The organism is Acinetobacter sp. AL9, assembly GCF_041464035.1.
GTDB classification, from domain to species: Bacteria; Pseudomonadota; Gammaproteobacteria; order Pseudomonadales; family Moraxellaceae; genus Acinetobacter; species Acinetobacter towneri.
On sequence record NZ_JAYFSK010000005.1, the window covers coordinates 61,868 to 86,299 of the forward strand.

A 24,432-nucleotide genomic window follows, 5' to 3' on the forward strand; every position below is an offset into this window, starting at 1 on the left:
AAAATCCACAAAAAAGCCCTGCATCTAGGCAAGGCTGAATTTGTAAATACGATTTTTTGACGCTTAGGCTAAACTACCGATCTGTTGCTGTTGCAGTATTGCTGTCCTCTGCACGTGCTTCATCTCCAGCTGTGCCCGTTGTCGTGCTATTTGGCGTTGCTTGTTGTACGGTTGGATTAGGATGTCCAGGAGGTGCTTCGCTCGGACTCGGATTGCGATCCGCCATCATGTAAATCAGCAATGCCAATAAAAAGATTCCCACCAGTAGAAGCATATAGACTGGAATACGTTTTTTTCGCTTAATGTCTTCAGCTGAGTTTACATGAGGTGGTTTATTGAATTCATGCGGCATGTTCCCCTCACTTATGTATTTATCTGATGAATTTTCATACTAACAAGCTCCTCACGCTTATTGTGTGACAATACATAGCAAGATGGTGAAAAGATGTAATATACCTCAAGTACCACCTATGTTGCCCAATATCGACAAAGCTGCCTCTCACGGGGAAATGCGCTATAATCACGTACCGTTTTTTTGTGTACTTTGAACTTTATGGCGTATCGTCAACAAAGTGTATCGCTTGATCTTGACACTGACGTCACTCATCAATGTGCCTTGCACTATACCCGTGATGGGCATCTCATTGGTATTATTGAATTTAGCAAGCCCAGCTATCTGCTCAAATGGGGCGATTTGGAATATTTCCGTCGTCGTACCGAAGAGTTTTCGGTCATGCCATTTCCAGATTGTGTGAATGCCATGATCATTGATATTCGCAACATTGCTGCATTTCTGGATAATGAAGTGCCAATTTTACCGTGGCGCTTACTTGAAGAAGAATGTCCTGTGCGTTTGGTGGTTCCTCAAGAGCGCTTAGAGCATTATGCAGGTTTTTTTGAACCGACTTGGCTAAGTAGCGATGTCGATAGCGCGATTCAGGAAATCCGCGAATATATGGATATGTTTGTGCACTAATTTCTTTGAAGAGTCACTTTCAAGCATTGCGTTCAAAAGTTGCTTTCAAAATTGAATCGCACCAAGCAAAAACCTCATCTGCAGCGTTGTAGATGAGGTTTTTATATGAATGGTGAAGATCACCTCAACAACCAATTTTTAGCGAATTGTGAAAATACATTTATTTTCAAAACTCGATTTAGGCAGCCACAAAACCTGCTTAAAACGCACCTGATCTATGCCAAAACTTCGCATTTTCTTAGATGTATAGCGCTTGATATTTTTCATATTCAGGAGTCTGCCCTGCAATGGTTGAGCTTTGCTGAACTTTAATTTTCTGAAAAAAAGCGGTTTCCTTTGCACGGATTGGGCCAATATATTCATTATACATTTGTTCCATTTCGGCACTTTCAAATTGCATTTTTTGCAAACTGCCACCATGCCAACCCAACTGACTACGCAAGTTTAAATATTTTACTTTGCCCGCAGGAAACACATAATTGGCACAAGAAGAAAAGCAATACTGCGCAACTTCTACATTAAGTTGATGGTCAAAGCAAATTGCCCAAATCAATACCTAAGCCGATCTCGCCACCCCGACTGTTGATTTTTAAGGTATCAATTTTATCTGACTGTTTAAGTAATTCCGCTGCACGTGCGTTGGCTTCAGGGCTAAGTGACCCATCATAAATGAGTACGTGATCTTGCACAGCAACCTGAGTTTCCACCGTTTCAGCCTGTACGGTTTGTGCGACTATAAACATCAGCCCTGCGCTGGCTATATATTTGAACAGTTGATATTTGAATAGTTGTATCACATCCTCACCAATAATTTTCAACTGCAATATTACCTTCCCCGCGGCGGTTCATGCTTAAACCACGCGCTTTTAAGGCTTCTTTGGTGTCATCGACCATGGCAGGGTTACCGCATAACATCACATGGCTGGTTTCAGGGTTGAGTACACTGCCTGCAGCCTGTTCCAATTCGCCATTAGCAATTAATACAGGTAAACGATCATGCAAAGCAGCTTGAGGGTCGCGGGTGACAATTGGGATAAATTTAAAGCCCGAATGCCCTTCGCCAAAAGTTTCGGCAATTTCTTGAATTTTATCGACATAAGCCAATTCGGCTGCGCTGCGCACGCTATAAATCAAATAAATATATTGATATTTTGTCCACGTTTCAAAATCTTGCAGCATGGATAAAAACGGTGCAAGACCTGTACCTGTGGCCAACAACCATAAATCGTGTGGCGCAGGCAACTGATAACGCGCCAAGGTCAAAAAACCATAAGGGATTTTTTCCAAGTACAGCTCATCGCCCACTTGAAGGTGCTGCAAGTTAGAAGTAAATGCACCATCTGGCACGACAATCGAGAAAAACTCTAAAGTTTCATCAAAGGGTGATGACACCACCGAATAAGCACGTACCACCAATTCATCATCCACTTTTAACCCGATACGTGCAAACTGCCCTGCGGTAAATTTAAAGTGCGCAGGACGAGTCATGGTGAAGCTAAACAAGGTGTTGGTCCAACGATGAACCGAAAGCACTTTTTCTAAAGTAAATTTTTCAATTGACATGATTTGAGCGTGGCATGAAAGACTGTGCTCATGTTAGCATGTTGGGGTAATTTATGAATATTTTTAAATGTTAAGGCTTGATTCATGCGCATGACTTTACGCCAGTTGGCGGTTTTTGTAGCAGTTGCCCAAGAAGGGACAGTAACCAAAGCCAGTGATGCCGTTAAGCTCACCCAAAGTGCTGCAAGCATGGCCTTAGCAGATTTGGAAGATGGCTTAGGCGCTCCACTGTTTGACCGTTTGGGTAAGCGCCTACAGCTGAACGATTTAGGTCGTTTTTTATTGCCACAAGCCTTAGAAATTTTGGGGCGTTGTGAAGCGTTTGAGCAAGCTGCTAAAGGCGAACTACAAAGCATCGATTTGCGTTTAGGTGCAACCCTCACCATCAGTGACTATTTGATGCCTGATTTAATGGCAGACTTTTTGCAAATTCAGCCACAGGCGCATTTACAATTACAAGTGGGCAATACCCGCCAAATGATTGAAGCTGTAAATCAGTTTCAGCTAGATTTAGCCCTGATAGAAGGCTCTTGTCACTTGCCACAACTCCAATGTATTCATTGGCGTGATGATGAGCTTGCAGTGTGCTGTGCACCAAGTCATCCTTTAGCGCAGTTAAACCGTGCTTTAAGTATCGCAGATTTTGAAGACGCCGAGTGGATTTTACGTGAAGAAGGTTCAGGTACCCGTGAAGTGTTTGACAATGCAATTTTAAAAGACCTGCCTGATGCCAATATTCGTTTAACTTTGGGTCATAACGAAGCGATTTTAAAAATTGTCGCAGGTGGAATTGGTATGTCGTGTATTTCACGATTGGCGATTGAACCTTTACTAGAAAAAGGTCAATTGGTAATTTTGGATACACCTTTCTGGCAACTGACGCGCCCGTTATTCATGTTGGTGCATCGTCAGAAATACCAAGGGCCTGGGCTCAAAGCCTTTTTACATTTTTGTGAAGATCAGGTTTAAACCTGATCTTTTTTTACCAACGTGAATCATTTTCACATGGCTCACCATCATGATCACTATCCATTTTTGTATCTGGACAATTTCTTACAAACCAACGTGCCTCTTCAAGTGATCGCATTTGAGAACAATGTTTTCTACCATCACATTGAAAATGATTAGGGTTGCTATTTACTGCTTGAGTATTTGCTATTTCTAAGGTTTCCTGTATTACAGGTTGATTTGTCAATTCATTACGATGCAAAGAGTCTTGAATAAAACCATACACAAAATAGCCGATTATGCCAATAATAATGACTGTAATGATTGTCCCAAAAAAACCACCTGATTCATTTTTTCGTTTAGTTTTTCTTCTTGAATGAGATACGATACGTTTGGGTGTTGTGTTATATGAATTTCGTGATGAGGAATTTACTCGTTCCGACGTTGTATGTTGCGAGTTTTGTGATGAAAAACTCCAATTTACGGTATTGACTTCTTTAGTTTTACCAACAATTCTCAAAGTATTTTGGGTATTTTGTAAACCCTCTAAAGCACGCTGACAACTTCTTAAAAAATCATCTTGATTGATCAATTGGAAATTTTCATGTACCACTTTATTACGCATAGTGGCTATCCAACGTATATTCTTCACTAGCCCAACTTCAAGCTGATATTCAATGCTAGTTAATTTTTCATGCAAACCACGCCCAGTAGCTCCAAATTTTTGCTCCAGCAATGCTTCCAAAGCCTTACTTTGAGTAACTACAATATCAATATCACTTTGCATAATGACACCCCCATTCTTTATAATATTTTTTAATTATTCCAGTTTTTAGCATCAGATTACCCCAAAAAATTCAACACGTAATATATCAAATTTGACATCATCACAAAAAATAATGCTGCCCTGTTAGACTGCGATAAAGTAAAAGCAAGTATTTTTATTTGCTGATGAGCGATTCATCATGCATTCTCCTAACGTCGAAAGTTTGATAACAATTCTGATGTAATCGATTCATTATGAGCCAATATTTTATTTTTTTTAGTTTTTGCAGGATTCGGATCTACTCGTTCAATTTGTACTGCTTTAAATTTTCCATTATTTTCTAGGGCTACAAATTTTACTTTTTCATTTCGTTTCGGCTCACCCTCCGATGCAGGAAAATCTGAAATATGAAAAAAGATCTCGCCTTCAGCAGTTGCAATAAAACCAAACCCTTTGTCTGGATTATATTGTTTAACTTTTCCCTGATAGAATTCTTTCTTCATGACATTCACCTAATTTTGCAAGTACTGTATTTCAGTATATAAAAAAGAGACTTTAAATCCACCCTTGAAAACAGTACGGTTCAAGTCTCTGTTTTAAGCATATTTTCAAAAATTAATCTTTTTGAACACTACCAAAAATTTTATCGCCTGCATCACCCAGGCCAGGCACAATATAACCATCTCGGTTTAAACCTTCATCAACCGATGCAGTAAAGATCACCACATCTGGGTGCGCGGCTTCTACACGTTGAATGCCTTCTGGCGCTGCGACCAACACCATCACACGGATGTCTTTACAACCACTGGCTTTGAGCAAATCAATTGCTGCCACTAAAGATGAACCTGTGGCAAGCATAGGGTCAATAATCATCGCGATACGATTTTGTACATCTGGTACTAATTTTTTGTAGTAAGTACGCGCTTCTAAAGTTTCTTCATCGCGTTCCAAGCCAAGTACAGACACTTTAGCACTTGGAATCAGGTTCAAGAAACCATCTAACATGCCAATACCTGCACGTAAAATTGGCACAACCGTAATTTTTTTACCCGCAATACGGTCTACAGTGACTGCACCATTCCAACCCGCAATTTCGTGCTCGACCACTGGCAAATCTTTAGTCGCCTCATAAGTCAGCAACATGGTCACTTCTTGTGCTAATTCACGGAAGTTTTTGGTGCTGATGTCTGCACGACGTAATAGCCCTAATTTATGACGAATAAGTGGATGACGGATTTCATGAATAGCCACGGGAGAACACCTAAAAGGAAAGAAAAGCAAATATCCTTTTATTATATGCTGTTTTTATTGTGTATATAAACCAAAAAGCCTTCAATTTATGAAGGCTTTTTGACTGAAAGTTAAACTTCTTTCAAATTATTGCTGTGACAGCATGAAATGGATGGGTGACAAAATTTCAGCTTCAAGTGCCATTTTGATAATTGGGTCTGGATAAACACCAATCACCAATACCGCTAAAGCTGCAACCAATACCATAATACCGCCCACTTTTTGCCCCCAATGATCAACAGCGTCCATTTTTGGTTCATCTGGCGGTGTCATATACATCACCACCATAACGCGCAAGTAGTAGTACAAACCAATACCTGAACCTACGATGATCATCGCAGCTAAGAACCAGTGCTGAGTCGTGACCGCAGCCATCACTACCAAGAACTTACCAATGAAGCCTGCAGTGAGTGGAATACCCGCAAGAGAAAGCATCATCACGGTTAAGACAGCAGTCAATACTGGACGACGCCAGAACAAACCACGGTAGTCAGCCAAGCTTTCTGCTTCAGCTACGTTGTTATACGGGCTAGACATTAATGCGACTGCACCAAACGCACCAATAGTGGTTAAGACATAAGTAATCACATAAACGCTGACATTGCCCAAGCTTGCATAAGTCATGCTGATTAAACCAATCAACAAATAACCAAAGTGTGCAATTGATGAGTAAGCCAAAATACGTTTCAAGTTCACTTGACGTACAGCAAGGAAGTTACCTACCAAAATTGAAAGCACGGCAATAATGGTCATGATGGTCACAATCGAGTCGATCAGGATTGCACCTGAACCCAAAATGTAACGCACGAACAAACCAATGGTTGCTACTTTCGCTGCAGTCGCAAGGAAGGTTGCGATTGGTGCAGGCGCACCGTCATAAACGTCTGGTGTCCATTTGTGGAATGGTGCCAAAGACAGTTTAAATGCCACAGCAAAGACAATTAAGCCTAGACCTAAAATCACCAATGGCTGTTGGATGTTTTGCATTAATGCTTGAACAGAGTCATAGAACGACAATGAACCTGTGTACGCATAAATGTACGCCATACCCATAAGCAACATTGCTGATGCAGTTGCAGACAATACTAAGTACTTCACGCCCGCTTCTAAAGATTTAGAACGCTGGTGGGTATATGCCAATAAGCCATAAACAGGAATTGACATTAACTCAAGGCTAATGAAGAACGATGCATAGTGCGAACTTGACACCATCAACATAGCGCCCGCTACCGAACACAACATTAAGATGTAGAGTTCTTCGCGGTTGTCTTTATAGGTCTCAATATATGCATGAGACAAAGTAGAACATGCCAATGCTGCGATCAGAATCACCAGTTGATATAACAAGGTGAACGGATCAATCATAAACATGCCCATCACGCTGGCAGGAGCAAAGTTCCCGCCAAACATCATGAGTAAAAGGTAAGCAGCAGCGAGGTTCAAGCCCACCACTGATGCTGTAGCAATTAAGTTATGGTTACGCTTAATTGCAGTAAGGATCATCACGACAATCGCAGTTAAAGCCACGATCATCACAGGAGCTAAAGGCATAAGCTCAGAAAATGACATTGTGAAGTTCATGGCTTATTGGATCTCCACATTTTCGAGTTGAGCTGTTACTTCTTGCGTAACTTCAACTACTTCTTGAACTGGGATGTAGCTATTTGCTAACCACGCCATACTTGAATTTGAAATATCAAGGAAGGTTTGTGGATACAGACCAAGCCATACTAGACCCAGCGCACAAATTGAAAGAATCACAACTTCACGTGCATTTAAATCTTTTAACGGATTTGCATAGTGCTGTTTTTGCTCTTCATTTGGTACACCAAACAAAGCTTTGTGAATCAGGATTAAACCGTAAACACCTGCAAAAACTAAGCTGATTGCCGCAATAATTGTGAAGGCTGGGAACTGTTCAAATGAACCGATCAAAATCAGGAATTCACCAATAAAGTTACCTAAACCAGGAATACCGACTAACGCAGCCACAAAGAACATGAGGAAGAATGAAAGGTATTGGAATTGACCACGAATACCGCCCATTAAACGCATATCACGTGTATGTACGCGCTCGTAAATTTGACCACACATAATGAACAATGCAGCAGATGACAAGCCATGTGCCAACATCATGATCATTAAGCCTTGGTAAGTCAGGATATTACCTGCATAAATTGCAAGTAATACGAAGCCCATGTGCGAAATTGAGGTATAGGCAAGTAAACGCTTCATATCGGTTTGCTGGAAAGCACACCACGCGCCGTAGAACACACCAATTAAACCCAAAATAATGGCGATGTCTGCAAACTGAGCAGAAGCCGCTGGGAAGAATGGAATCACGAAACGTAATAAACCGTATGCCGCAGTTTTAATCAAAATACCTGCAAGGTCGACAGAACCCGCTGTAGGCGCTTGCGCGTGTGCATCTGGTAACCAACCATGTAATGGGAAAACTGGAAGTTTTACCGCAAAACCGATGAATAAACAGATCATGAAGGCATAAGCGACTGCTGGTAATTGTGCGTCAAGGGTATTCGCTACAGCCAATAAATAGTTGTAGTTGAATGAAATAGTACCTGACATCATGTATCCATAGATCACTAGACCTAAAATACCAATCAACATGATTAAACCAGCAACTTGCGTGTAGATAAAGAATTTGGTTGCAGCGTAAACACGTGAACGACCGTTTGAACCTTTATGACCCCATAACGCAATCAGGAAGTAGATTGGTACAAGCATCATCTCCCAGAAGAAGAAGAACAGGAACAAGTCAATCGCAAGGAATACACCAATTACCCCACCCAAAGACCATAAAAGGTTAAGGTGGAAGAAACCGACGTTCTTTTGAATTTCACCAAATGAACAGCCTACCGCTAAAATACCCAGTAATGCAGTTAAACCCACCATGAGTAAAGATAAGCCATCCACCGCTAAGTGAATGTTGATGCCTAGGGTTTGAATCCAAGGCAACATAAATTCAGCCGACCAAGTTGGAACTTGAGCGCCTAATTCATAGTTATAGCTAGCACCTTGCCACAATGCGACAGTTAAGCCCAAAGTAACAAGCATGCCCACTAAAGCAATGTAACGCGGTAATTTATCGTCGAGTTTATCGACCAACCAGCAAATAAAACCTGCAATGAACGGAACAAGGATCAGCGCGGGTAGAATTAAATTGTTTGGAGTATCCATCTTATTTCCCCACGACCTGAATCACGATCAAGATCATTAGTAAGACCACCACACCAAGTGCCATACTCGATGCGTACTCACGTAATGAACCAGTTTGACGTGAACTTGTGAAGCTATGACCACCTTTCACCAGTGCAGGCAGTACTAACCACATACCATCAACTGGATCACGACCTAATAGTTTGGCAATCAGCAAGTATGGTTTTACAAATACAATGTCATACAACGCATCGAAACCAAGTGCATTACGGCAAATATTGGCAAGACCCGCACCCAATGAAGTTTGCGCGAAACCTTTTACAGCGTTGTAAGCAAAGGCAAATAACACCACGCCTACAGCTAAACCAGCCAAAGCCACACCAATTGCAACATACTCTGCACCATGCGCACCTGCTTCTAATGCTTCAGGAATCACAAATGCTGGGATTTTTGCAGCATCAAGAATGCTCATCACTGGTGCTTTTAATACAATCGCTAAACCAGTTGAAAGTGCTGCAAGCACTGCCAATGGGAACCAGTAAGTTGCGCCTTTGATCTCGTGATACGGTGTGTTTTCTTTACCAAAGAATACAACCCAAATTAAGCGGAATGTATAAATTGACGTTAAGAATGCACCTGCTACACCCACCCAATATAAGGTGTTATATAGCGGAATACCTGCGATATGACTTTGCGTCCAAACTGCTGCCAAAATAGCGTCTTTTGAGAAGAAACCAATGGTCAAGAATGGAATCGCTGCCAATGCACCGCCACCAATCGCGAAACATGCAAACAGGAATTTGTTCTTGTAGAACAAGCCACCCATTTTGAAAATATTTTGTTCGTGATGGTAAGCCAAAATCACCGCACCAGAAGACAAGAATAATAATGCCTTGAAGAATGCGTGAGTTAACATGTGGAATAGACCCGCTTGGTATGCTTCTGCACCAACTGCCATAAACATATAACCCAGCTGACTCATAGTTGAGTAAGCCAAAATACGTTTGATGTCGGTTTGAACCAATGCTGCAAAACCAGCAACTAGCAAGGTCACAGCACCTGTAATTGAAATGAATAACATCACTTCAGGTGCAAGTTCAAATACGCTGAACATACGGCAGCATAAGTAAACACCCGCAGTTACCATGGTTGCAGCGTGGATTAATGCAGATACAGGTGTAGGACCTGCCATCGCATCGGCTAACCAAGTTTGCAACGGAATTTGTGCAGATTTACCCGCAGCACCCAAGAACAACATTAACGCTGTCCAAATGGTGATCGACGAGCTTTGAGTCATTACATTGGCTGCATTTTCTACGATGTATTGTGTGTTCAACGTACCAAATTGTTGATACAACAAGAACAACGCGATCAGTAGGAAAACGTCACCCACACGTGTTACGGTAAATGCTTTGATTGCTGCAAAACCGTTTGCAGGGTTTTGGTAGTAATAACCAATCAGCAAGTAAGAGCACAAACCTACACCTTCCCAACCTAGGAACAATAACGCCAAGTTATCGCCAAGTACCAACAACAACATGCTCGCAACGAACAAGTTGAAGTAAGAGAAGAAACGTGCAAAGTCTTCTTCACCACGCATATACCATGATGCAAAGATGTGAATTAAGAAACCCACGCCTGTAATCATGCCCAGCATGAGCAAAGATAAACCGTCTAAGTGCAAGCTAAACGCAGGTGCAAAACCACCCACATTGAACCAAGTCCATAAATGTTGAGTCGTTGCAACCGAACCGTTGTTCACAAAGTCCATGCCTGCAATTAGCGCAAATAATGCAGACAGACCCACTGAACCTACGCCAATAATCGCAGCAACTTTTTCAGGTAAGTTGTTACGCCCTGCCGCTAAAAGGATAAAACCAATGAGCGGAAACAATACTGTTAGATATAAATAACTCATCCGCGCATCTCACTAGCAGCATCCACATCCAAATGATGGAAGCGATGATAGAACTGAAGGACGATCGCAAGACCGATACACGCCTCTGCCGCAGCAAGTGTCAAGATCAAGATAAACATGATCTGACCATCTGGTTGTACCCATGCACTACCAGCCAAAACAAACGCCAGTGCCGCAGCGTTCATCATGATTTCAAGGCCCATTAAAATAAATAGTAGGTTGCGTCGCACCATCACACCGTAAAAACCGAGTGCAAAAAGAATGGTCGCGACAATCAAACCATGTTCTAAAGGGATGTTGCCCATTATTCTTTTTCCTCTTCTGCACTTGGTTCACGTTTACCGATGTGGAAGCCTGCAACTAAAGCTGCAAGTAATAACATTGCGGCAACTTCAACCAACAATAAGTACTGAGTAAAGAGTGCTTGACCCACTGCTTTTGGACCCACCATTTCGGTGCCCATAAGCGCGCTTGGTGCAGTGTAGTCTGAGCTTAATGACCACACTAAAACCAAACCAATTAGGAAGCTCATCAAAGCTGGGTATGCCCAAGTTGATGAAGTCAACCATTTACGCTCTTGTTCAACGGTTTGCTGACCAAGGTTGAGCATCATCACCACGAATACGAACAAGACCATGATCGCACCCGCATAAACAATGATTTCCAAGGCACCAGCAAATGGTGCACCCACGATCATGAACATGCCTGCAACCGCAAGTAATGACACGATCAAGCTTAATAAAGCATGTACTGGGTTCGCGTTAGTCACTACACGAACCGTAGAAACAATGGCCACGAGTGCCATCAAGTAAAACGGCCACATCATGGTAATAGACTCCGTACATCAATAGGTGCGCTTTCACGTTGCGCTTGACCTTTGTCTTTACCTGTAACAGCCATACCCGTTACACGGTAGAAGTTGTAGTCAGGATATTTACCAGGACCTGAAATGAGTAAGTGTTCTTTCTCATACACCAAGTCTTGACGCACATATTCACCTAACTCGAAGTCAGGTGTTAACTGAATTGCAGTCGTTGGGCATGCTTCTTCACACATACCGCAGAAAATACAGCGTGAGAAGTTGATACGGAAAAACTCTGGGTACCAACGACCATCTTCCTGTTCTGCTTTTTGCAGTGAAATACAACCTACTGGACAAGCAACTGCACAGAGGTTACATGCTACACAACGCTCTTCGCCATCTGGATCGCGTGTTAACACAATACGACCACGGAAGCGTGGAGGTACAATTTCTTCGGCTGGTACTTCCGGATACAAAATGGTGTCACGTTTACGTGTCACGTGCGAGAAAACCATCCACAGTGAACGTACAATTGACCCAAACCCAGCTAGAAACTTAAACATATTGTTCTCCCTGCTGTCTTAGGCCGAATGATTCATAAGAATCACAGCACCAGTTACCAAAAGGTTAACAAGCGCCAATGGCAAGCAAATTTTCCAACCAAAGTTCATCACTTGGTCATAACGCGGACGCATTAAAGAACCACGAGCCAAGACAAACATCATCACAAAGAATGCTGTTTTGATAATGAACCAGAAAGCTGCTGGAATGAATGGAATTTCAAGGTTAAACGGCGCTAGCCATCCACCGAAGAATAGAGTCACGATAAGCGCAGAGATCAGTACCACGTTGACATATTCTGCAACGAAGAACATCCCCCACTTCATACCGCCATATTCGACGTGATAACCTTCAGCCAATTCTTGTTCTGCTTCTGGTTGGTCAAATGGGTGACGGTGAGTTACCGCAACGCCTGCAACCACGAAAATCAAGAAACCTAAGAATTGTGGAATCACAAACCAAACATCACGTTGCGCTTCAACAATTTCACGCATGTTGAATGAGCCTGCAATAGCAACCACACCCATGAGTGAAATACCCAAGAACACTTCATAAGAAATGGTTTGAGCGGCTGAACGTAAACCACCAAGCAATGCGTATTTGTTGTTTGATGACCAACCACCAAATAACACCGCATACACTGCGATACCTGCCATTGCCATAAAGAACAACAGGCCAATGCTCATGTCTGCCACACCTAAATAAGGTGATACAGGAATAACCATGAACGACAGTACCGCAGTTGCCATTGCAACTGCTGGTGCCATACGGAACGTAAGTTTGTCGGCAAATTTTGGTGTCCAGTCTTCTTTGAACATGATTTTCAGCATGTCGGCAACAATCTGGAACATACCGCCTGGACCTACACGGTTCGGACCATAACGGTCTTGCCATAAGCCCAGTAAACGACGCTCAATAAAAGACATGAGTGCAGCAATCAATACCACAACCAGTAAGATGACAATCGCTTGAATGACTGAATAGGCAATTGGCCAGTTCTCAGCCCACAGCGGCGTCTGACGGATTAATTCTTGTTGCATGAATTACACTCCTACCGCGACTGAAACAGGCTCTGCAAGAGATACCGTTGGTGCAAGACCAATTGGGTAGCCAATATAACCTGTAGGTAAATATTCAATCACTTGTACTGGCAACACGATAGATGTTTCGCCTGCTTGTACAGTAATTGTTTGACCATCTTGTAGATTCAAACGCTGCGCATCCTGCGTACCTACAGCAAATACTGCTTCAGGAATACGTGATTCCATTGCAGGAGTTTTCACCGTAAATTCCCCCGATGCAAAAATGTGATGCATTGGAATTAAACGGAAGCTGTCTGGATTTGCAAGTACTGGTGCAGGTGCAACATAGCTACGTGCAGGACGTTTCGCCAAACGGTCGAATAAACGAATACCTGCGTCACCACCTTTTAAGTGACCACCCACGTTGTCTTGGAATTTGTTCCAAGCTTGTGGCGAGTTCCAACCTGCAGACCAAGCAAATGGTACAAGTGCCGCTGGCGTTTGATTACCCACATAACCTTCCATAGAGAATGTTAATGCTGAATCTACATCGACAGGTTGTTTTGGTTCGTGAATGGATAACGGTGCACGCATAGCGGTACGACCTGAGTAACGACGTGGTTCACGCGCAACTTTTAAGCCATGTACACGGAAACCTGCATCTGGTGCAACATCTTGAATTGCTTCAAGTGCTGGAACATTCTTCACTACAGATTCAATCACGTCATCTAAAACAGTCCAAGCAATTGCTTTGCCTTTTAAGCCTGTTTCAAGTGCGTGTAACCAGCGCCAAGATTCTTTAATCGCCAATTCAGGTTTGTAGTAGCTTGGGTCATAAACTTGAAAGAAGCGTTGTGCACGACCTTCCTGACTCACCACCGTACCATCACCTTCCGCGAAGCTTGCTGCAGAAAGTACGATATTGGCTTTTTGCACAGTTGCGGTTTCAGCATGATCTAGCACGATGACATCTTGTGCTTTCGCTAAAGCTGCATCGACTTGTACTGCAGGTAAACGACGATATAAGTCATTTTCAACCACAATCACAGCATCGTAATCTTGCGCAAATGCTTGCTCTAAGCTTTGACCACCAAAAATAGCCAAGCCCATTGAGTTCACTTCTGGCACAGTTAAGCTTAAACCTGCGTTTTCACCCAAGTTTTGTGCCACTTGTGCAGCCGCTTCCATAATGGCAGCGTCTAGTAAGCTTGTACCTGAAATCACCAATGGTTTTTTCGCAGCTTTTAACGTGTCAGCAATGGTTTGTGCAAATGCTTTCGCATCGTCATCTAAACCTGTGATCACGTCACCTGCAACCGCAGCAGCAATGGCAAAACCTAAACGTGCGATATCATTTGGAGAAGCAACCACTTCACCTGTTGCGACATCAGCTAAACGAGTTTGCGTTGCAGCCAAAATGTAAATTGGTGATTTTGCATCTTGCGCAATACGTTGCACAGGTTCAGCCAACCAATCTGGCGTACGACGCTCTGCCGCCATTTCTTTGGCTTTGTTTTTCGCCGCTTGACGAACAGACAACGCCATACGTGGTGCAGTTTGGGTTAAATCTTCACCCAAAATTAACACAGCATCGTAGTCTTCAATTTCACGCATACCCGGGTTGTAAATCCCTTCGGTTTGCATGATGGAAGCTGCAAGTTCAACCAAGTTTTGCTCTTTTTGCGATAAACCTGTTGAGTAGTTGTCTTGGCCAACCAACTCACGCAAAGCAAAGTTTGATTCAAGCGATGCACGCGGTGAACCAATACCCAAAACTTTTTTGCCTTGAACTTTGGCAATAATCGTATCAAGTGCAGCATCTACAGAAACGGTTTCTACGCTCGCACCGTTACGGAACTGAGGCTGACGTGGACGATCTTCACGGTTCACATAACCTGTACCGAATCGACCTTTATCGCATAGGAAGTATTGGTTGACTTCACCGTTAAAGCGGTTTTCTACACGACGCAATTCGCCATAACGCTCACCCGGAGAGATGTTACAACCTGAAGAACAGCCTTGGCATACGCTAGGCGCATACTGCATGTCCCACTTACGGTTATAACGCGCAGAGTGAGTTTTGTCGGTGAATACACCTGTTGGACAGACTTCAGTCAAGTTACCTGAGAATTCAGATTCCAAAGTACCCGATTCAGGACGACCAAAGTAAACACGTGATGCGTTGGCATAGACACCAAAGTCTGTACCGCCTGCATAGTCTTTGTAGTAACGCACGCAACGATAACACGCGATACAACGGTTCATTTCATGCGCGATGAACGAACCAAGCTCTTGGTTATAGTGAGTACGTTTAGTAAAGCGGTAACGACGACGATCGTGCTGTGTCATTACAGTCATATCTTGTAAATGACAGTGACCACCTTCTTCACAGACTGGACAGTCGTGTGGGTGGTTGGTCATCAAGAACTCTACAATTGAAGCACGGAACTCAGTTGCTTCCTTGTCTTCAATCGAGATATAGGTATTGTCAGCAGCAGGTGTCATACATGACATCACCAAGCGACCACGAGTATCTTCAGGGTTCGCATATTGGGTCACGGCACATTGACGGCAAGAACCGACAGAACCTAAGGATGGATGCCAACAAAAGTACGGAATGTCGATCCCAAGGCTCAAACATGCTTGCAGCAAGTTTTCCGAGCCATTGACTTCGTACGATTTTCCATCGACATGAATTGTAGCCATAGTCGAATTCCTTAAGCTTGTTCTACGTTGCTAGCTTGAGCAGCAGGACGGCTATTTGCCACTTTTGCTTCAAACTCGCCACGGAAATATTTGAGTGCGCCCATTAATGGCTCCATCGCACCTGGTGCGTGAGCACAGAAGGTCTTACCAATCCACAATTTTTTGGTGAGTTCTTGAAGATGTTGAATGTCTTCTTCTCTCCCTTCGCCATTTTCAATTGCTTTGAGTGCTTTTACAGCCCACGGTAAACCATCACGACATGGGGTACAGAAACCACATGATTCGCGCGCAAAGAATTCTTCTAAGTTACGGGTTGCAGAAACCATACATTGGGTTTCATCGACCACCATAAGCAAACACGTACCTAAACGTGAACCTGCCTTCATGATGCTTTCTGCATCCATTGGCAAGTCAATGTGTTCTGCTGCCAAGAAGTCGGTAGACGCACCACCCGGTAACCATGCTTTTAGCTTCAAGCCATCACGCATGCCACCCGCATAGTCTTCAATTACTTCACGTGCAGTCGTACCAAATGGAAGCTCCCATAGACCTGGGAATTTCACCTTACCAGAAGCACCGTAAATTTTTGTACCTGGATCTTTCGATTTGCCTGCAGATAAACCGATATACCACTCTGCACCACGTAACATGATTGCAGGTAAGTTGTTATAGGTTTCTACGTTGTTGACAATCGTTGGACGACCCCATGCCCCTGCAACTTGCGGGAATGGTGGTTTAGTACGTGGGTTTGCACGACGACCTTCAAGCGAGTTAATCAATGCGGTTTCTTCACCACAGATATAACGACCTGCGCCTGTGTGTACGTATAGCTCAAAGCCCCAGTTGGTACCTAAAATGTTTTCGCCCAAATAACCTTTGGCACGGATTTGCTCAATCGCTTCATTTAAGTACTGTGCAGCTTCGATGTATTCGCCACGAATAAAGATATAGCCGTGGGTAGCTTCAAGCGTGTACGCAGCAATCAGCATACCTTCAATCAGTTGGTGTGGAAGTTTTTCCATCAACAAACGGTCTTTGAAAGTACCCGGTTCCATCTCATCGGCATTACAAATCAGGTAACGTGGACCTGAATTGTCGTTTGGTGCCATCAGTGACCATTTGATCCCTGCTGGGAAGCCTGCACCACCACGACCTTTCACTGTCGCAGCTTTAATGACTTCAAGCACATCTTTAGGCGGCATAGAAATCGCTTTCTTAAAGCCTGCATAGCCTTCTAGTGCTTCGTAATCATCTGCATTACGCACGTGCTCTTGCTTGCTTAAACGCCAAGTTAATGGATGCGTTTCTGGGTTACCGTCACCATAAATTGGTCTTGGTTCGGTATTCATACATACTTCTCCAATAACTGTTGCACCGATGTCACCTCAACTAAACCGTGAGTATCTTCATCAATCATCAAGGTTGGACCCTTATCGCAATTTCCTAAACAGCAAATTGGCAATAACGTGAAACGACCATCTGCAGTCGTTTGACCAAACTGAATGCCTAATTCACGCTGGAATGCTTCTGCCAGTGTTTCTGCACCCATCAAAAAGCATGCAATCGAGTCACACAATAAAATCACGTGACGACCTACAGGCTGGCGATAAATACGGTTATAGAATGTTGCGACACCTTCTAAATCAGCAACGCTGATGGTGAGAAGCTGTGCAATCGCATTGAGCTGCGCATCATCTACCCAGCCATTACGGCGCTGTACACACTTCAAGGCATCTAAAGATGCTGCACGTGGGTACGGATAATGACCAATGTGATGTTCAATTTCATGGATTTCTTCCGCAGTCAAAATCCCTTCAACATTCACACGTGGCTTTTTATCAGTCAAAATCATCATAATGCGTTTACCCCTTAGCGATCCACGTCTGCCATTACGACGTCAATGGTCGCTAAATAAATGATTAAGTCAGATACCAGACTGCCGTTAATCACAGAAGGCATTTGCTGTAAATGCGTGAAAGTTGGTGTACGAATACGGGTACGGTAACTCATCGTTGACTTATCTGAAGTCAAGTAGTAGTTCGATGCACCTTTCACCACTTCTGCCATTACAGATGCTTCACCAGCAGGCATTACAGGACCCCAAGACACGCTTAAGAAGTGCGTAATCAGGGTTTCAATATCTTGTAATGTCTTGTCTTTTGGTGGTGGAACAGCCAATGGATGGTCTGCTTTATATGGACCAGATGGCATGTTATCTAGACATTGTTTGATGATTTTCAATGACTCTTCGATTTCACGGAAGTGAACCAGTACACGTGCGTAAGCATCGCCTTCGTACTCTACAGGTACTTCGAAGTCATAGTTTTCATAACCACTGTATGGACGGTATTTACGCACGTCAAAGTCGATACCTGTTGCACGTAAACCAGTACCTGTCACACCCCAAGCCAAGGCAGATTTCGCATCATACTGCGCTACGCCTTGCGTACGACCCATGAATACCGAGTTGCGTAATGCCGCAGTGTAGTATTCGTTCATACGTTTTGGCATCCACTCTAAGATTTCACGAATCAGGTGTTGCCAGTTGTTTGGTAAGTCGTGTGCGGTACCACCGATACGGAACCATGCTGGGTGCATACGGTAACCGGTAATAGCTTCAATCGCATCGTAGATTTTTTGACGGTCTGCGAACATATAGAATACAGGGGTCATACCGCCCGCATCCTGAATTGCAGTACCAATGAACAATAAGTGGTTATTGATACGGAACAATTCCGACATCATGACACGGATACATTGTGCGCGGTCTGGCACAGTAATGCCTGCCAGTTGTTCCACACCCATGACATACGGCATGTTTTGCGCACAACCACCCAAGTAGTCCACACGGTCTGTATAAGGAATGAATGAATGCCAAGTTTGACGCTCAGCCATCTTTTCCACACCACGGTGGTGATAGCCGATATCTGGCACACAGTCTTTCACTTCTTCACCATCCAACTGCAAAATTACACGGAACGCACCGTGCGCAGATGGGTGGTTAGGACCCAAGTTCAGGAACATGAAGTCTTCGTCTTTATTACCGCGCTTTAAGCCCCAATCTTCAGGCACAAAGCGAAGGTGTTCTTGCTCGAAGTCTTGTTTGGCTTGGTTCTGCATATACGGTGTATATTCCGTTGCACGTGCAGAATACTCTTTGCGTAACGGATGACCTTCCCAATATGTTGGCAACAAGATACGACGAAGCATTGGATGCCCTTCGAAGTTGATACCAAACATATCGTAAGCTTCACGCTCGTACCAGTTGGCATTTGGCCAAATGTTGGTTGCTGTTGGAATATTGAGATCACTCTCATTCAACGCAACTTTAATACGAATGTCCGTGTTACGCTCTAGCGATAACAAGTGATAGAACACAGTAAAGTCAGACGCAGGTAGACCATCGCGGTGAGTACGCAAACGCTCATCTACCGCAGACAAGTCGAACAACATCACGTATGGACGTGACACTGTACGCAAGAACATTAAAACTTCTTGTACACGTGCGCGCTCAACCCAGACTGTTGGAAAATCTTCAAAAGTCGTTTGCACATAGAAGTTCTCACCAAATTTGGTTTTGAGCTCTTCTACAATTGCAAATGCTGGGCGTGAATCAACTGCTGTTGATTCTGGCATAGCAATGTCAGTTTCAGCCATTAGCTTGGCTTCCTATTTAATACAAATTCAGTCAACCTAAACGACAACTACACCCGTCGGGTGCATCAATATTTGTACGTTTAAATTATTTAATTTCATCCATAGAGCGTAAGTTTTTCACCGCAATACGCTGCGCATTCTTACGGTCACGTTCTGGCATCATCTTCGGCTTATATACTGGCTTAAGATCATCACCAATCACCGCAGACAACGGACGACGCTCTAATTGAATTTGGTCTTGTAATAACATCAATGCTTGGATTAATGCTTCAGGACGTGGTGGGCAACCCGGAATGTACACATCCACAGGAATGATTTTATCCACACCTTGCACAACTGAATAAATGTCGTACATACCACCTGAGTTTGCACATGCGCCCATTGAGATTACCCACTTAGGCTCAAGCATTTGCTCGTACAAACGTTGAATTACAGGTGCCATTTTCACAAAACACGTACCTGCAACAATCATCAAGTCTGCCTGACGCGGTGAAGCACGAATAACTTCTGCACCAAAACGTGACAAGTCATGCACACCTGTTAAGGTAGTTGCATACTCTACGTAGCAGCACGATGTACCAAAGTTAAACGGCCAAACTGAGTTCTTACGTCCCCAGTTTACTGCTGTATGTGCCAAGTCCTCTAAACGAGTCATGAACACATTTTTATTCACTTCTTCTTCAAGCGGATCGGTTACGATCTGACGCTCTTGAAGTGGATATTGATCAGCATCGGGATTCGCACGGGTTAAGGTATATTTCATCCCGAGTTACTCCTTGTCAGATGAGGTAGTCGCAGATTTTTTTACACGACCAGAGGATTGAGCTGGAATTTGACCGGTAGGGTCCGTTACCAATTCTTCAATTGAGTTAAAGCGTGTGATTTCTGCAAGATCCATATTTGGCGAACCAATTTTAGGTTTAATCCCTGCTGCTTTACGCTTATCAGATGGAGCCCAGTTCAGCGCACCAGTTGATAATTCATAAATTAAGCCAACGAGTAAAACTAAAATAAATACAGCAGCCGTTGCAAAGCCCACCCAACCTACTTCACGAACAGAAGCTGCCCATGCGTATAGATAAAGTGCTTCTAAGTCGAAAACAACGAAGAAAATTGCAACCAAATAGAACTTTGCAGATAAGCGGATACGTGCTCCACCAGCACCTACAACACCCGACTCAAACTGCTCTTGCTTCGCACGCCCCCATGATTTACCCCCAAGGAGTAAAGGAACGGTCAGCATAAAGACGCATAAAAATGTAACGCCGATCACGAAGGCAATAATTGCCCATTCGTATGGAGTAATGGCACTCATGCGGGGATAACTCCTGGCAGGCCTATTTATTAACAAAGAATGTATGTATTGGCCTTCAAATACACCAAACACAAAATTAATCACGCCAATTGTACCTGATTTATGATTTCACTTGCTAGTTCATAAGTCTTAGTCTTTCGGATGATTTTTTATTCAAATACTTGATATTTTAGAATTCCACTACTCCGTAGGGCTCTTAATCGCTTTAACAAATAGATAAGTCAGTTGTGATTATTTTTTCCAAAACACCAATTGAGCGGTTCGTTGCAAAGTTTTTAAATTTATAGAGAGATCATCGCAACTTCAGGTTTCAGCTTAGTTTAAGCCGCACAAAATTTTGTGTAGTTTTTGCAACTTAGCCCCTGAGTTTCTTTAATTTTTCACCCAGAGTGTGCTATTCCTAGTAAGCATTAAAAATTTGAATAATAAGGAGTAAACACATGAGCTTAGACTATACCCACAAACCAAATTACTTTATGTTTGCGCAATTATTTATTCGTCATTTGCAAAATTATTTTGAAAAACATCCTGACGCACAAAATGCAATTTTTGACCTGCGTGATATTTACGAGTTATTTCGCCAAGACAAAGCATCTGCCACCATTAATTTAGACGGCATTATGAATATTGCAGATGAATACCGCCTTGAAACCTTACAAGGCGATCAAAAATTAATTAGCCGTTATGCGATTGATCCACAAAATAATTCTTTGTTGGTAGATTTTAACCGCGAGGCTTTAGACAGCTTAAAACAAGGCAAAGCAATTTTACCACCTGATGCAACGCTACAAGAATAAAGCCGTATAGAATCTGCATTAAAGTGTGTTGCTTAAAACAGCCAACACTTTCATAAAGCACAAAAAAGCGAGCATCTGCTCGCTTTTGAGTATTGAGAGCCAAAAGCCCTCCATCTAGAATAATTTAGCTTTTACGTGACAATAAAAACTCGGAAATTTGCTGTAACTCTAAGACGGTATCAGTTTTAAAATATGCCAACGCAGCAAAGGCTTGATCGTGCAATTCTTGTGCATAAGCTTGTGCTTTTTCCAAGCCCATGAGTGCAGGATAGGTCGATTTTTCAACTTGTTCATCTTTCCCTGCAGTTTTACCTAGTACTTCAGTATCCGAAATAATATCTAAAATATCGTCTTGTACCTGAAAGGCTAAACCAATCGCCTGTGCATATTCACGCAATTGCGGAATCGCTTTATCTCGTCCATCAAACACGGTCACAGCTGCCATCATCACCGCTGCAGAAATTAACGCCCCTGTTTTATTACGGTGGATATTTTCCAAAGTCGCCTGATCCACCTGTTTACCTTCAGACTGCAAGTCTAAAACCTGACCACAGACCATTTTTGAAGAAGCGGTGGCTAAAATTTGCATCTGTTTGAGCACAATGCCTTGATCTACTGCAACAGCCTGATCAAACAAACGACTGCCTAAAATTTCAAATGCCATCGACTGTAAAATGTCGCCTGCCAACAATGCTGTATCTTCACCATACGCTGCATGGCACGTCGGTTGCCCACGACGCAACAAGTCATTGTCCATACACGGCAAGTCATCATGTGCCAATGAATAGCAATGAATCAGCTCAATCGCAACTGCAGCACGGCGTACCGCAGCAGAGTTTTGATTCGGTCTTAATGCTGCGGTGGCATAACACAAGGCAGGGCGAACACGTTTTCCACCCAACATGACGGCATGATGCACGGCAGACTTTAACGGTTCTGGCAATGCAAAAGCCTCTAAAGCGGTAAGCAAGTCTTGCTGAATACGTTGTTGGGCTGCGGTTAATGCATGCGCCTGTAAATCGTGAAGTGATGACACATTCGCCTCGAGTGGTTGGTTCATGTCTAATAAGCAGTAAGCTGCCTGTGTTGCAGCATTGTACCTGTAATTCAAAGTTTTTTAAGCCTTAACTGAACTGATATAACATTTCAGCCATAAGAAAGCCCCTATCGAAATAGAGGCTGTATTTAGTTAACTAGAGTCTATGACACTTCGTCTATCCTATCCTTCACTGCGCCTTGCACTGCAAACAAAACTTATTCTAATGTTTCCGCAGGTACACGCACCCAACCTTCCATTAATACACGTGCACTACGGCTCATCACAGCTTTTTTGACTTGCCATTGTCCATTTTCCTGCACGGCTTGCGCACCCACACGAAGCGTACCTGATGGATGTCCAAAGCGCACTGCTTCACGCTCTCCCCCGCCCGCAGCCAAGTTGACCAATGTTCCCGGAATGGCTGCAGCTGTACCAATCGCGACTGCTGCTGTACCCATCATGGCATGGTGTAATTTACCCATCGACAATGCACGTACCAATAAATCGGTATCTTCAGCCTGAATTTGTTTACCACTTGAAGATACATAACTTTTTGGCGCAGAAACAAAGGCAATTTTTGGCGTATGTTGGCGTTTTTCAGCTTCAGCAATTTCCTGAATCAAACCCATTTGTTTAGCACCATAAGCGCGAATGGTTTCAAAACGTGCCAAAGCTTGTGCATCACCATTGATTGCATCTTGCAGTTCTGTGCCTATATAACCAATTTCTTCTGCATTTAGGAAAATTGTTGGAATACCCGCATTAATAAAGGTCGCTTGGAATGTTCCTATATCTGGCACATGCAAAGTATCCACCACATTTCCAGTTGGGAACATTGCCCCACCTTCTTCGCCATCATCGGCAGGGTCTAAGAATTCAATTTGTACTTCTGCGGCAGGAAAAGTCACGCCATCCAACTCAAAATCACCCGTTTCCTGCACCTGACCATGCGCCATAGGCACATGCGCAATAATGGTTTTTTCAATATTTTTTTGCCAGATACGTACAGTACAAATGCCATTTTCTGGAATTTTACTGGCATCGACCAAGCCATTGCTGATCGCAAATGCACCGACTGCAGCTGTTAAGTTACCGCAGTTGCCACTCCAATCGACAAATGGCTGATCAATCGAAACTTGCCCAAACAAATAATCGACATCGTGATCGGGTTGAGTGCTTTTGGCTAAAATTACGGTTTTACTGGTACTTGAGCTTGCACCGCCCATTCCATCAATTTGCTTGGCATAAGGGTCTGGACTGCCAATCACACGCAATAAAATTTGATCTCGAATTTTGCCTGGCAGCTGCGCTGCTGCAGGTAAATCATCAAGTTTAAAAAATACACCTTTACTGGTACCGCCACGCATATATGTTGCTGGAATTTTAACTTGTGGTGCAAAACGCATGAATTTTATTCCCTTGTTTTTTGATTGTTATGGCCATATAAAAAGACCCTTTTGCATCATAACGGTTTTTATTCAAAAGGTATCGCGGTCTTGACTTAAGTATAAAAAAACAACATTTGGTAAATTTCACCCTAACCAGTCATCTTGATTTATAAGGCAAAAATAAAATTAACCCGAATTACGGATAAGAAAAGCCCTTGAAAAAAAGGTAGTTAGAGCCATTTAGAAAGTTACGACACAACCCAAAGGCTCTAACTACCATGTACGATTTTACAGAAATTTTTTGTATTGTTGATGATTTTTTCAAAAAATTTGAACCCATCTATTGGCAATTTCTCAAGCAAGAAAACAAACGTCAACGTATCAGACAAGCAACGCTATCTTTATCAGAAATTGTGGCTATCTCCATCTACTATAAAACATCTCAAGTACATAATTTTAAGATGTTTTTTAACTTGCTTTGTCAGTTTGAAAGCAAACTCTTTAAAG

The 24,432-nt window shown here is 43.0% G+C and carries 25 protein-coding genes and 1 pseudogene; 4 read left to right on the forward strand and 22 right to left on the reverse strand.

The annotated features are described in order from the left end of the window. Positions 1-73: 73 nt before the first annotated feature. A complete protein-coding gene (locus ACEO2X_RS02190) occupies positions 74-352 on the reverse strand; it encodes a hypothetical protein (RefSeq protein WP_371971007.1) in 279 nt (92 codons plus the stop codon). 201 nt (positions 353-553) lie between these two features. Here ACEO2X_RS02190 and ACEO2X_RS02195 point away from each other — a divergent pair, with 201 nt between their 5' ends. Further along, a complete protein-coding gene (locus tag ACEO2X_RS02195) occupies positions 554-976 on the forward strand; it encodes a hypothetical protein (protein ID WP_004975486.1) in 423 nt (140 codons plus the stop codon). A 238-nt stretch (positions 977-1,214) separates the two neighbouring features. On the opposite strand, the gene ACEO2X_RS02200 is transcribed toward ACEO2X_RS02195, so the two are convergent. The 3 genes from ACEO2X_RS02200 to ACEO2X_RS02210 are packed head-to-tail and all read right to left on the reverse strand — an operon-like array spanning position 1,215 to position 2,539. Next, entirely contained in the window at positions 1,215-1,529 is a 315-nt protein-coding gene (locus ACEO2X_RS02200) for a hypothetical protein (RefSeq protein ID WP_371971008.1), read from the reverse strand. After that, entirely contained in the window at positions 1,507-1,800 is a 294-nt protein-coding gene (locus tag ACEO2X_RS02205) for a hypothetical protein (protein ID WP_371971009.1), read from the reverse strand. Before ACEO2X_RS02205 ends, ACEO2X_RS02200 begins: the two co-directional genes overlap by 23 nt. After that, on the reverse strand, positions 1,778-2,539 hold the full coding sequence (locus ACEO2X_RS02210) for a ferredoxin--NADP reductase (protein ID WP_371971010.1): 762 nt from the start codon (positions 2,537-2,539) through the stop codon (positions 1,778-1,780). Before ACEO2X_RS02210 ends, ACEO2X_RS02205 begins: the two co-directional genes overlap by 23 nt. Before the next feature lie 84 nt (positions 2,540-2,623). Between ACEO2X_RS02210 and gigC the strand changes: the two genes are divergently transcribed. Continuing rightward, a complete protein-coding gene (gene gigC, locus ACEO2X_RS02215) occupies positions 2,624-3,508 on the forward strand; it encodes a LysR family transcriptional regulator GigC (RefSeq protein WP_371971011.1) in 885 nt (294 codons plus the stop codon). 13 nt (positions 3,509-3,521) lie between these two features. On the opposite strand, the gene ACEO2X_RS02220 is transcribed toward gigC, so the two are convergent. The 16 genes from ACEO2X_RS02220 to ndhC form a co-directional block, all read right to left on the reverse strand. Next, a complete protein-coding gene (locus ACEO2X_RS02220; protein WP_371971012.1) occupies positions 3,522-4,274 on the reverse strand; it encodes an excalibur calcium-binding domain-containing protein in 753 nt (250 codons plus the stop codon). Between the two features lie 188 nt (positions 4,275-4,462). Then, positions 4,463-4,756, reverse strand: coding sequence for a cold shock domain-containing protein (locus ACEO2X_RS02225; RefSeq protein WP_004663739.1), 294 nt, complete (start codon positions 4,754-4,756; stop codon positions 4,463-4,465). Positions 4,757-4,868: 112 nt separating this feature from the next. Continuing rightward, positions 4,869-5,504 (reverse strand): uracil phosphoribosyltransferase, encoded by a 636-nt coding sequence (gene upp, locus ACEO2X_RS02230; protein WP_371971013.1) that lies wholly within the window; start codon positions 5,502-5,504, stop codon positions 4,869-4,871. A gap of 126 nt (positions 5,505-5,630) precedes the next feature. Further along, positions 5,631-7,124 carry an NADH-quinone oxidoreductase subunit NuoN gene (gene nuoN / locus ACEO2X_RS02235; protein WP_096901804.1) on the reverse strand — a complete coding sequence of 498 codons (1,494 nt, stop codon included), beginning with the start codon at positions 7,122-7,124 and terminating at the stop codon, positions 5,631-5,633. A 3-nt stretch (positions 7,125-7,127) separates the two neighbouring features. After that, a complete protein-coding gene (nuoM, locus tag ACEO2X_RS02240) occupies positions 7,128-8,741 on the reverse strand; it encodes an NADH-quinone oxidoreductase subunit M (RefSeq protein ID WP_371971014.1) in 1,614 nt (537 codons plus the stop codon). A gap of 1 nt (position 8,742) precedes the next feature. Beyond that, on the reverse strand, positions 8,743-10,638 hold the full coding sequence (nuoL, locus tag ACEO2X_RS02245; RefSeq protein ID WP_104852361.1) for an NADH-quinone oxidoreductase subunit L: 1,896 nt from the start codon (positions 10,636-10,638) through the stop codon (positions 8,743-8,745). Next, positions 10,635-10,943: an NADH-quinone oxidoreductase subunit NuoK gene (nuoK, locus tag ACEO2X_RS02250; protein WP_004975463.1), complete on the reverse strand. Its 309-nt coding sequence runs from the start codon at positions 10,941-10,943 to the stop codon at positions 10,635-10,637. The genes nuoL and nuoK overlap by 4 nt, the downstream gene beginning before the upstream one ends. Beyond that, entirely contained in the window at positions 10,943-11,461 is a 519-nt protein-coding gene (gene nuoJ, locus ACEO2X_RS02255) for an NADH-quinone oxidoreductase subunit J (protein ID WP_171062597.1), read from the reverse strand. Before nuoJ ends, nuoK begins: the two co-directional genes overlap by 1 nt. Then, on the reverse strand, positions 11,461-12,003 hold the full coding sequence (gene nuoI, locus ACEO2X_RS02260) for an NADH-quinone oxidoreductase subunit NuoI (RefSeq protein WP_004975460.1): 543 nt from the start codon (positions 12,001-12,003) through the stop codon (positions 11,461-11,463). The genes nuoJ and nuoI overlap by 1 nt, the downstream gene beginning before the upstream one ends. An 18-nt stretch (positions 12,004-12,021) precedes the next feature. Further along, entirely contained in the window at positions 12,022-13,041 is a 1,020-nt protein-coding gene (gene nuoH / locus ACEO2X_RS02265; protein ID WP_004975457.1) for an NADH-quinone oxidoreductase subunit NuoH, read from the reverse strand. A 3-nt stretch (positions 13,042-13,044) separates the two neighbouring features. Continuing rightward, on the reverse strand, positions 13,045-15,729 hold the full coding sequence (gene nuoG / locus ACEO2X_RS02270) for an NADH-quinone oxidoreductase subunit NuoG (RefSeq protein WP_131261530.1): 2,685 nt from the start codon (positions 15,727-15,729) through the stop codon (positions 13,045-13,047). An 11-nt stretch (positions 15,730-15,740) separates the two neighbouring features. Further along, complete coding sequence (gene nuoF, locus ACEO2X_RS02275) at positions 15,741-17,078, reverse strand: NADH-quinone oxidoreductase subunit NuoF (protein ID WP_371971015.1); 1,338 nt, start codon at positions 17,076-17,078, stop codon at positions 15,741-15,743. Then, a complete protein-coding gene (nuoE, locus tag ACEO2X_RS02280) occupies positions 17,075-17,584 on the reverse strand; it encodes an NADH-quinone oxidoreductase subunit NuoE (RefSeq protein WP_004975451.1) in 510 nt (169 codons plus the stop codon). The genes nuoF and nuoE overlap by 4 nt, the downstream gene beginning before the upstream one ends. A 14-nt stretch (positions 17,585-17,598) precedes the next feature. After that, entirely contained in the window at positions 17,599-19,386 is a 1,788-nt protein-coding gene (gene nuoC / locus ACEO2X_RS02285; RefSeq protein WP_004975450.1) for an NADH-quinone oxidoreductase subunit C/D, read from the reverse strand. Between the two features lie 85 nt (positions 19,387-19,471). Next, positions 19,472-20,149 (reverse strand): NADH-quinone oxidoreductase subunit B family protein, encoded by a 678-nt coding sequence (locus ACEO2X_RS02290; protein WP_004975447.1) that lies wholly within the window; start codon positions 20,147-20,149, stop codon positions 19,472-19,474. A 6-nt stretch (positions 20,150-20,155) separates the two neighbouring features. After that, entirely contained in the window at positions 20,156-20,701 is a 546-nt protein-coding gene (gene ndhC, locus ACEO2X_RS02295; protein WP_004975445.1) for an NADH-quinone oxidoreductase subunit A, read from the reverse strand. A 440-nt stretch (positions 20,702-21,141) separates the two neighbouring features. Here ndhC and ACEO2X_RS02300 point away from each other — a divergent pair, with 440 nt between their 5' ends. Then, complete coding sequence (locus ACEO2X_RS02300; RefSeq protein ID WP_096901797.1) at positions 21,142-21,498, forward strand: hypothetical protein; 357 nt, start codon at positions 21,142-21,144, stop codon at positions 21,496-21,498. Positions 21,499-21,622: 124 nt separating this feature from the next. Here ACEO2X_RS02300 and ACEO2X_RS02305 read toward each other — a convergent pair whose 3' ends face one another. After that, the gene (locus ACEO2X_RS02305) at positions 21,623-22,558 is read right to left on the reverse strand and encodes a polyprenyl synthetase family protein (protein ID WP_178866902.1); all 936 of its coding nucleotides are present in this window, start codon (positions 22,556-22,558) and stop codon (positions 21,623-21,625) included. A 194-nt stretch (positions 22,559-22,752) separates the two neighbouring features. Further along, on the reverse strand, positions 22,753-23,943 hold the full coding sequence (gene prpF, locus ACEO2X_RS02310) for a 2-methylaconitate cis-trans isomerase PrpF (RefSeq protein ID WP_180044320.1): 1,191 nt from the start codon (positions 23,941-23,943) through the stop codon (positions 22,753-22,755). Between the two features lie 260 nt (positions 23,944-24,203). On the opposite strand from prpF, the pseudogene ACEO2X_RS02315 reads away from it, so the two are divergent. Next, positions 24,204-24,432, forward strand: a pseudogene (locus tag ACEO2X_RS02315) (IS982 family transposase); the annotation flags it as partial.